General features: G+C 55.7%; 7 protein-coding genes and 1 pseudogene. 6 read left to right on the forward strand and 2 right to left on the reverse strand.

All coding sequences use genetic code 11. The features are described 5' to 3' along the window. Nucleotides 1-320: 320 nt before the first annotated feature. Nucleotides 321-605: a NadS family protein gene (gene nadS / locus OKC30_RS18645; RefSeq protein WP_114523085.1), complete on the reverse strand. Its 285-nt coding sequence runs from the start codon at nt 603-605 to the stop codon at nt 321-323. A gap of 1 nt (nt 606) precedes the next feature. Then, nucleotides 607-939, reverse strand: coding sequence for a type II toxin-antitoxin system RelE/ParE family toxin (locus tag OKC30_RS18650; RefSeq protein WP_160839572.1), 333 nt, complete (start codon nt 937-939; stop codon nt 607-609). A 355-nt stretch (nt 940-1,294) separates the two neighbouring features. On the opposite strand from OKC30_RS18650, the gene OKC30_RS18655 reads away from it, so the two are divergent. The 6 genes and pseudogenes from OKC30_RS18655 (at nt 1,295) to OKC30_RS18680 (ending at nt 8,036) form a co-directional block, all read left to right on the forward strand. Next, nucleotides 1,295-1,615, forward strand: coding sequence for a Y-family DNA polymerase (locus tag OKC30_RS18655; RefSeq protein ID WP_270665153.1), 321 nt, complete (start codon nt 1,295-1,297; stop codon nt 1,613-1,615). Next, a complete protein-coding gene (locus tag OKC30_RS18660; RefSeq protein WP_270665154.1) occupies nt 1,606-2,325 on the forward strand; it encodes a DinB/UmuC family translesion DNA polymerase in 720 nt (239 codons plus the stop codon). Before OKC30_RS18655 ends, OKC30_RS18660 begins: the two co-directional genes overlap by 10 nt. Nucleotides 2,326-2,682: 357 nt before the next feature. After that, nucleotides 2,683-2,811, forward strand: coding sequence for a hypothetical protein (locus OKC30_RS18665; protein ID WP_270665155.1), 129 nt, complete (start codon nt 2,683-2,685; stop codon nt 2,809-2,811). A gap of 698 nt (nt 2,812-3,509) precedes the next feature. Beyond that, on the forward strand, nt 3,510-5,960 hold the full coding sequence (hsdR, locus tag OKC30_RS18670) for an EcoAI/FtnUII family type I restriction enzme subunit R (RefSeq protein WP_270665156.1): 2,451 nt from the start codon (nt 3,510-3,512) through the stop codon (nt 5,958-5,960). A gap of 155 nt (nt 5,961-6,115) precedes the next feature. Next, nucleotides 6,116-7,575: pseudogene (locus OKC30_RS18675) on the forward strand (N-6 DNA methylase). Beyond that, nucleotides 7,575-8,036, forward strand: a complete 462-nt coding sequence (locus OKC30_RS18680) for a hypothetical protein (RefSeq protein WP_270665157.1) — start codon at nt 7,575-7,577, stop codon at nt 8,034-8,036. The pseudogene OKC30_RS18675 and the gene OKC30_RS18680 overlap by 1 nt, the downstream one beginning before the upstream one ends. The last annotated feature ends 41 nt before the right edge of the window (nt 8,037-8,077 follow it).

Raw genomic sequence — 8,077 nt, forward strand, 5'->3', positions numbered from 1 at the left:
TGGCGATAAAATCAGATCACAATCGAAGCCATTTTTATATCTATTTCAATTGGTTGCTGCTAAAGATCCTGTACATGTGTCATCCCATCATTTTGACCCAAGCATAATGCACCTTTGAAGAGTGCAAACCTTGAACTCTTCTATGGACAGAAATGGCACATTGCACACGAAAAATCCTAAATAACTGATCCGAATAGTGCTACATCTTGGCCGTGCCATAGCCATTTCCAGGGAAGGGCGAAACGTTATCCATGAAGCGCTTCACTTGAGCCAGCAGATTAGCCGATCTCAACAGTGAAACGATCAATTTCATCCGGCCTTCAATGGGCCGCCAGTTCGCGGAACAGTTCGGGGCGCTCTTGGAGCAGTGCCAGCACCTTAGCCGTCAGCCCAGTTGGATTGCGGCGGCGGGTTTCCCAGCTCTTGACCGTATCCACGCTGGTACCAAGCCCGATAGCAAATTCCTGCTGCGAGAGATCGAGGGCTGCACGGATCGCCTTGACATCAGCCACCTCATAGCGGGTCAGTTCTGATGCCTCGCTGCGGCCCTGCTTGATGGCGATGGCCTCTTCCAGAGAGGCTTGCAACTCATTGAACATGCTCATATCAATCCTCATCTTTTAACTGTGCGGTCAGTTTCTTCAACACTGCTTTTTCCGCGGCGGTCAGGCTGGTCTTCTCGCTTTTGGCATAAGCCAGCACTAGGTAAATTTTTTCAGCATGGGCCAGGAAATAAATCACTCTGGCACTGCCACTCTTCCCTTGCTGCCCTGTCGCCATCCGTACCTTACGCAGGCCACCTGCCCCTTGGATCAGATCCCCCTTTTCGGGGTCGGCAATCAACTCAACCTGCAACGACTTCAGTTCATCGTCACTCGCGAGCGCCTTAATCTGCTTGGTGAAGATGGAGGTTTCAATAAACTCGATAGCGTGACTCAAGCGCCAATTACTCTTTAGGGGCCTTTGATGGTGTACATTGTACACCTCATTATAACCGTGAGACAACCTCAAGCCAGCACAAGAGACAGCCAACAACGACGAAGATGGTATTGCGCTTGCACTACGGCGCTGGGTCCTTTTGTAGGAGGATTTAAGGAGAGCAACACCAAAGTATTGTTCTTAATAGCTTACTGAGTGAACCCGAGCGGCTCCAGATAAAACGGGGATAACCCTTAGAGATCTGCAGCCGTCCCAGATACCATCTATCCATGCCAGCCTTGAACCTTACCTATGGACAAAACTTCTTCGTTACTCATGAAAAAGTCGTGCATCCATGGACATAGGGCAGTAACTCGTGAGTCGGCGTGCTGTCTGGGGTTGCATTGATGTCCATAGCCCTCAATCTTTCCTTTATGTCGATGAGGCATTTGTCGAACTCAACGAGAGTTGGGCGGGTGATCTGGTTGAGTATGGTCGTCAGATCCGAGCACGAGTGCAGCAGTGGACGGGGCTCACGGTAGGAGTTGGTATCGGTCCCACCAAAACTTTGGCCAAGTTGTCTAGCTATGCCGCGAAAAAATGGCAAGCGGCCACAGGCGGGGTGGTCGATCTGCGGGATGAGACTCGGCGTGCCAAATTGATGGCAGTTACTCCGGTCGATGAGGTGTGGGGATAGGTCGTAAACTCACCGCCAAGCTGGCGGCACAGGGCATCAACACCGTGGCCGACCTGGTCGCAACCGATATCAAAACCCTGCGCCAACGTTATGGCGTCGTCGTCGAACGCACCGTGCTGGAGTTGCAAGGGATACCTTGTTCCGAACTGGAGCAACTGGCTCAAGCCAAACAGCAGATCATCTGCAGCCGAAGCTTTGGCGAACGGATCACCGCCATCGGTCCCATGCGGGAGGCGCTGGCAGGCTACATGGAACGTGCCGCCGAAAAGCTGCGAGCAGAGGGGCAACGGTGCCAACATGTGACCATATTTATCCGTAGTAGCCCCTTCTCCGAGCGGGAAACCTACTACGGAAACCAGATCGCCACCCGGTTACCGTTCCCCACCGCTGACACCCGTAAACTACTCGCCCAAGTCGAGCCGCTTCTACGCCGTATCTGGCGGGATGATGTTCGTTATATGAAAGGAGGAGTCATGCTCGCCGACTTCACCCCTACGGCCATGCAACAGGGAGACCTTTTCGCCGACGAACAGCAAGCTCCCCGCAGTGAGGCTCTCATGCAGGTGATCGACAAGATTAATCAGGGCCAACTGGGGAAGGTCTACTTCGCAGCCCGAGGGCGGAACATCAAAGAATGGACGATGAAGCGGGAGCAGCTCAGCCCCCGCTATACCACCTGTATCAAAGAGATCCCGGTGGCGAAGGCATAGCGCTGACTATAGGTACTGATGCAGGGCTAACAACAAGGTGATCAGCGCTGGCGCGACAACGGCATGGCCTAATTGTGACGGCCAGCAATTTGACAAAGCTCAACAAAGTAACCACGTTGGCCGGGAAGTACGCCACTACTCCCTTAAATTGATCAATATCAAAAAAGCCAAAGCTCAAATCTGTACGATCTCCATACGGCACTCAAAGATCCCTCGATTGAACACAATACGGAAGGGATGAGAGGCTTGTGTCTTTAAATGAATGATCGCAGAATGCGAGATGCTGTCATAATCAACATGTTGTGTCGGTATATATAAAAATAACTACATATTGTGTAGTTGCAACAGGAGTTAACCATGGCCATGAACAAGCATTACTTCAACCCCCTGGGCAGCGAGTTGCCCATACCCTGGCATAGAAAGGAGTATATTTATGTCCAAAAAGAAGCGGCGTTTACGCCGAGGCCGGCCGGTCACCCAAAATGATAAAGCCACCTTACCAAGGTGGTTAAGGTGGCTTGTATCTGAGCTCCGTGATGCTCTCGTCAAAATGCTTCAAGGAGTTTTCATCAGTCTGGCAATGAGTGTGATACAGCACGCTGTAACTGATAGCTCTTGGGGTACCAGCCCAGAAGCTACCAAGGCACAATATTATCAGGCGTAACCAAGGGGCTCCGGCCCCTTTTTTCATGTACTGTTTTGGCAGTTCATGTTGCGATACGCAAACAAATAATGGGACAGACAGAGCGACTGCGTCAACCAAAATCGTTACAACGTAAATAGTCGCCACACCGTTCTTACCTACAGTAAGCCGCCTTTGCCCGATCCAGATAGCGGTGATACTCCCGCACAGTATCACCATAACAGAGCTGCAGATCCTGCTCGACCTGACGGTGCCCAGTACCGTGGCAGTGTGGGCAGGCGTGCAGCTTTGGCTTGGTCAGCTCCCCGATACCAGAGCAGGCCGGGCAGTGTCCACCTTAAGTATCCCGTTCACAGCGCGAAATGATAACATTGACACGCACGGAGACGGCGGCGTCACGGTTCGCTGCGTTAGGCTACTGAGATTCCCATACCAACTTAATAGAGCCGACTTGGCTCAACTTTTGAACTCATAACCCTCCCGTATCCCCCCTTATTCATGAGAACATTTGGACGAGTCCTCTCTTGCCAAGGAGCGTCCTGTGTCCCCCATCAACAAAGCCAAGCTGACCGAAGCAGACATCATCTCCAAGTTCCTGTTGCCTGCCGTCAAGGCAGCCGGTTGGGATGACCTCACCCAGATCCGCCAGGAAGTGAAGCTGCGGGACGGTAAGGTGGTGGTGCGCGGCCAGCTGGCGGCTCGCAGGAAGGTCAAGTCGGCCGACATCGTGCTCTATCACAAGATGGGGCTGCCATTGGCAGTGATTGAGGCCAAAGCTAATAAGCACGAGATCGGCAAGGGGATGCAGCAGGGGCTCGATTATGCCCGCCTGCTGGAAGTGCCTTTCGTGTTTGCCTCCAATGGCGATGGCTTTATCTTCCACGACAAGACCGACAGCCAGCAGTTGGAGTCCCAGATTGCGCTGGAGGACTTCCCCGCACCCGCCCAGCTGTGGGACAAGTTCTGTACCTGGAAGGGCTACCAAGCGGCTCAGTTGCCGATGATCACCCAGGACTACCATGACGACGGCAGTGGCAAGTCCCCGCGCTACTACCAGTTGCAGGCCATCAACAAGACCATCGAGGCTATCTCGGCAGGCCAGGACCGCATTCTGCTGGTGATGGCCACCGGCACCGGCAAGACCTATACCGCCTTCCAGATCATCTGGCGGTTGTGGAAGGCCAAGGCCAAGAAGCGCATCCTGTTTCTCGCCGACCGCAACATTCTGGTCGATCAGACCAAGATCAATGATTTTCAGCCCTTCGGGGCGGCGATGACCAAGATCACCGGCCGCACCGTAGACCCTTCCTACGAAATCCACCTCGCTCTCTATCAGGCGCTGACCGGCCCCGAAGAGTCGCAAAAAGCCTTCAAGCAGGTCTCCCCTGATTTCTTCGATCTGATCGTCATCGACGAGTGTCATCGTGGCAGTGCAGCCGAGGACAGCGCCTGGCGCGAGATCCTCGAATACTTCGCCTCGGCCACCCAGATTGGCCTCACGGCCACCCCCAAAGAGACCGAGAGCGTCTCCAGCACCGATTACTTCGGCGATCCGGTCTATAGCTACTCACTCAAGGAAGGCATCGAGGATGGTTTCCTCGCCCCCTACAAGGTGGTGCGGGTAGACATAGACGTCGATCTGCAAGGCTGGCGGCCGACCAAGGGGCAACTGGATAAGCAGGGCAACGAGATCGTTGACCGCATTTACAACCAGAAGGATTTTGACCGCACTCTGGTGATCGACGAGCGTACTCAATTGGTGGCCGAGACCATTACCAACTACCTCAAGAAGACCGATCCCATGGCCAAGACCATCGTCTTCTGCAACGACATCGATCACGCCGAACGGATGCGCCGCGCCCTAGTAAACCTCAACCCGGATCAGATGGCCAAAGACGATCGCTACGTCATGAAGATCACCGGCGATGACGACCTGGGCAAGGCCCAGCTCGATAACTTCATCAATCCGAAGAAAGCCTATCCGGTCATCGCCACCACCTCCGAACTGATGAGCACTGGCGTCGATGCCAAGACCTGCAAATTGGTGGTGCTGGATCAGAACATCCAGTCCATGACCAAGTTCAAGCAGATCATCGGCCGTGGCACTCGTATCGATGACAAGTACGGCAAGCTCTGGTTCACCATTCTCGACTTCAAGAAGGCCACCGAGCTGTTTGCCGATCCCCGCTTCGACGGCGTGCCGGAGCGCGTCATCGTGACCAAGCCGGAAGCGATCAATGACCCGGATGACGCTCTCGGCGATATCCTGGAGGGCACCGATCCGCTGTCACCGGACGAGGGTGCGGCAGACACCGATGGGCTGCCTGGTGTTGAAGAGACGCAGGGCGGTTATTCCGCCGAAGGCTCAGCAGACGGGCAGTCAGGGAGTGGCCCAGATCAGCCCGAGCCGGGCGAGGTGCGCAAATACTATGTCAATGGCGTCACCGTCGGCGTCATCGCCGAGCGGGTGCAGTATTACGACGCCGATGGCAAGCTGGTGACCGAATCCTTCAAGGACTACACCAGAAAGACCCTGCTCAAGGAGTGCGCCTCGCTCGATGCGTTCACCAAACGCTGGCAGGCCGCCGAGCGCAAGCAGGCCATCATGGATGAACTGGCGCAAGCCGGTGTGCTGTGGGACGTATTGAGTGCCGAAGTGGGCCAGGATCTCGACCCGTTCGACCTCATCTGCCATGTGGTATACGATCAGCCGCCGCTGACCCGCCGTGAACGAGCCGACAACGTCAAGAAGCGCAACTATTTCACCAAATACAACGAGACCGCCCAGCAGGTGCTGAACAGCCTGCTCGACAAGTATGCCGATCAGGGGGTGTGTGAGATCGAAACCAAGGAGGCGCTCAAAGTCGCGCCCTTTACCGAGCTGGGTCGCCCGCTTGAGTTGGCCAAGAAAGGTTTCGGTGGCCCCAAACAGTTTGAGCAGGCCATCACCGAGCTGGAAGAAGAGATCTACCGCCAGCCGCAGCGCGCCTGAATCCCTGTTCGGTAGCCGCCTCCCGGCACCAGATTATGACTCCCGTGGCCATGCAAATCATGGCCACTCGCTTTTATCGAAAGGCCCAGCGCCTTAGCAAGAATGAGAATGCCATGTCATCCATCAGTTCCGTCATCAAGTCCATTCAGGACATCATGCGTAAAGACGCCGGCGTCGATGGCGATGCCCAGCGCCTGGGCCAACTCTCCTGGCTGCTGTTTCTCAAGATCTTCGATGCTCAGGAAGAGGAGCTGGAATTCGAGCTGGAAGACTATCGCTCCCCCATCCCCGAGCGCCTGCTGTGGCGCACCTGGGCGGCCGATGCCGAGGGCATCACTGGCGACACCCTGCTCGATTTCGTCAACAACGACCTCATCGACAGCCTCAAAAGCCTGCCGGCCAACATCGAGCACAACCCGCGCGGCTTCGTGGTGAAAGAGGCGTTTAGCGATGCCTACAACTACATGAAGAACGGCACCCTGCTGCGCCAGGTGATCAACAAGCTCAACGAGGTGGACTTCACCGACTCCAAAGAGCGCCACCTGTTCGGCGACATCTACGAGCAGATCCTGCGCGACCTGCAAAGCACCGGTAACGCCGGTGAGTTCTACACCCCCCGCGCCGTCACCCGTTTCATGGTCAACCGCATCAATCCGCAACTGGGTGAGAAGGTGCTCGATCCGGCTGTGGCACCGGCGGCTTCCTCGCCTGCACCGTCGATCACCTGACACAGCAGGCCAGCACCAGCGCCGACCACAGGTTGTTGCAGCAGCAGATCCACGGGGTTGAGAAGAAACAGCTCCCCCATCTGCTCTGCGTCACCAACATGCTGCTGCACGGCATCGAGGTGCCGGCGCAGATCCGTCACGACAACACCCTGGCCCAGCCCCTCTCCAACTGGGAGAGCGACGTGGACGTCATCCTCACCAACCCGCCGTTTGGCGGTACCGAAGAGGACGGCATCGAGCAGAACTTCCCCGCCGACCTGCGCACCCGCGAGACCGCCGATCTCTTCCTCCAGCTCATCATCGAGGTGTTGAAACATGGCGGTCGCGCCGCCGTGGTGCTGCCCGATGGCACCCTGTTCGGCGAGGGGGTCAAGACCAAGATCAAGCAACTGCTGACCCAGGAGTGCAACCTGCACACCATCGTCCGGCTGCCCAACGGCGTCTTCAATCCCTATACCGGCATCAAGACCAACATCCTGTTCTTCACCAAGGGCCAGCCCACCAAGGAGGTCTGGTTCTACGAGCATCCCTATCCGGCCGGGGTGAAGAACTACAGCAAGACCAAGCCGATGAAGTTTGAGGAGTTCGAGACTGAAGTAGCCTGGTGGGGCGACGAGGCCGACGGTTTCGCCAGCCGGGTCGAGAACGAGCAGGCTTGGAAGGTCGGCATCGACGACATCATCGCCCGCAACTTCAACCTCGACATCAAAAACCCCCATGTCGGCGAGCAGATCAGCCACGACCCCGGCGAATTGCTCGCGAGTTACGCCAGCCAGCAGGCCGAGATCCAGACCTTGCGCGACCAGCTTAAAGCCATCCTGAGCGAAGCGCTTGGAAACAGTGAGCCGCTGGGCAAGGGCGCAGCTGATCAGGGGGAGCAGGAATAATGGCGATTGAGAAGCTCATCACCGACCACCTCGATCTCTGGACTTCAGCAGTACGCCCGAAGAGCAGCGCAGGCCGTGGCAGCAATAGCAAGCTGGAGCTCACCGGTATCAAGAAGCTGCGCGAGCTGATCCTGGAGTTGGCCGTGCGCGGCAAGCTGGTGCCGCAAGACCCTAGTGATGAACCGGCCTCAGTATTGCTGGAGCGGATCACCGCCGAAAAGGCGCGGCTGGTGAAAGAGGGCAAGATTAAAAAGCCCAAGGCACTGCCGGAAATCAGCGAGGAAGAAAAGTCGTTTGAATTGCCGGAGGGGTGGGAGTGGGCAAGATTACCTTATATTTGTGATTATTCCCCTGGGAAAACGCCGTCAACTAAGAACCCTCTTTATTGGGATGATCTCGATGTCGGTACTCCTTGGGTTAGCATATCAGGGCGAGATCGTGAACATTTTGTTAAAAATTAAAAATAGTTTTTTGCCTACAAAACAAATACTTATAGGCCTGT

This window comes from Aeromonas sp. QDB18, assembly GCF_027705325.1.
Classification (GTDB): Bacteria; Pseudomonadota; Gammaproteobacteria; order Enterobacterales; family Aeromonadaceae; genus Aeromonas; species Aeromonas caviae.